Raw genomic sequence first — 1,406 nt, forward strand, 5'->3', positions numbered from 1 at the left:
CATGATGACGAGAGCGATCGCTGTCAGCACCGAAGCGACCCAAACCGGCGCGAGCAGCCCCAGCCCGGTCGCGAGCCCGAGCGCACCAAGCACGGGCCCCGCTGCAGCTCCGATATTCAATGCTGCGGTTGCGTACGAACCGCCCATCGTTGGCGCACCCGATGCTGCATACAGCACACGCGTGATCAGAGTACTGCCGACGCCGAACGACAGGAATCCCTGAACGAGGACGAGGACGATAAGCGCAACGGGATGAGATGCGACCACTGCCAACACGATCCAGCCTGTCAGCAATAGCGGTCCGCCGACTGCGAGCACGAGGCCAGGTCGTTGATCTGATAGTCGTCCTGCGATCGTGACGCCAAGGAACGATCCGATGCCGAACATCACCAGCGCGACGGACACCCACGCTTCGGCCAAGCCCGCGGTCTCGGTCACGATGGGTGCCAGGAAGGTGAATGCCGCAAAGGTCCCTCCGTTGATCAGCGCTCCGAGTGCCATGGCCAGGATGAGCCGCGGCGTCGCCAACTGGCTGAGCTCGACACGGAGCCTTGGTGAGGTCGCGCTAGTCTCGCTCCGACCAACATTGTTCGTGACGCCACGAATGACTCCAACGGCCGCGGGAATACAGAGGATGGCGATCGCCCAGAACGTCGTTCGCCAGCCCAGCGCTGTGCCGAGCAGTGCCCCGGCGGGGACGCCCACGACGGTTGCGATCGTCGTGCCGGAGAGCAGGATCGACAGTGCACGCCCCTTCTGGTTCGCTGGCACGAGGGTAGTGGCCGTGCTCAGTGCTACGGCGAGGAATCCTGCGTTTGCGAGAGCGCTGAGCACCCGGGTGATGAGCAGGAGAGAGAACACTGGTGTCATCGCTCCGATGACGTGGCTTCCCGCGAACACGAGAAGGCAAACGATCAATGTGAGCCGCGGTGGCCAACGGCGAGCGAATGCCGCCATCACTGGCGCGCCGACGACCATACCGACTGCGAATGCGGAGGTCAGCAGGCCCGCAGTGCCGACCGAGACGTCAAGTTCGGTCGCGATCGCGGGGAGCAATCCCGCGAGCATGAATTCTGAAGTGCCCATGACGAAGACCGCCAGGGCAAGCATGTAAAGGGCAAAAGGCATCGAGTACTCCGAGGTGTGAGATCAAGAAATGGTTCTTCTTGTCACCACGGCCAGCGCCCCGGGTACGCCAGACATACGCCCACACAGATCGTGGGCGTCGTAACTAGTGGTTCAAGGGGCTGGCGGTGTGACCGACAACCCCTGACCTGTCTGATTCGGGACTCGACATGCCCCAAACTCTAACATGCCTTCAATGGCAAGCGGTCTGGACAGATACTTCTTGAATCGGCACGGTGTCATTACGGGCGGGGGCCAGAACAACGTCCCTGGACATCACA

Annotated in this window: 2 protein-coding genes; both read right to left on the reverse strand. The window is 62.3% G+C overall.

Features of this window, described 5'->3' with window-relative positions; translation table 11 throughout:
• On the reverse strand, positions 1-1,128 hold a 1,128-nt coding region (gene cmx / locus ACWIE7_RS19255; RefSeq protein ID WP_454070345.1), incomplete at its 3' end, for a chloramphenicol efflux MFS transporter Cmx.
• 21 nt (positions 1,129-1,149) lie between these two features.
• Entirely contained in the window at positions 1,150-1,203 is a 54-nt protein-coding gene (locus ACWIE7_RS19260) for a chloramphenicol resistance leader peptide (protein WP_011113070.1), read from the reverse strand.
• Between the last annotated feature and the right edge of the window lie 203 nt (positions 1,204-1,406).

The organism is Dietzia sp. NPDC055343 (assembly GCF_053645265.1).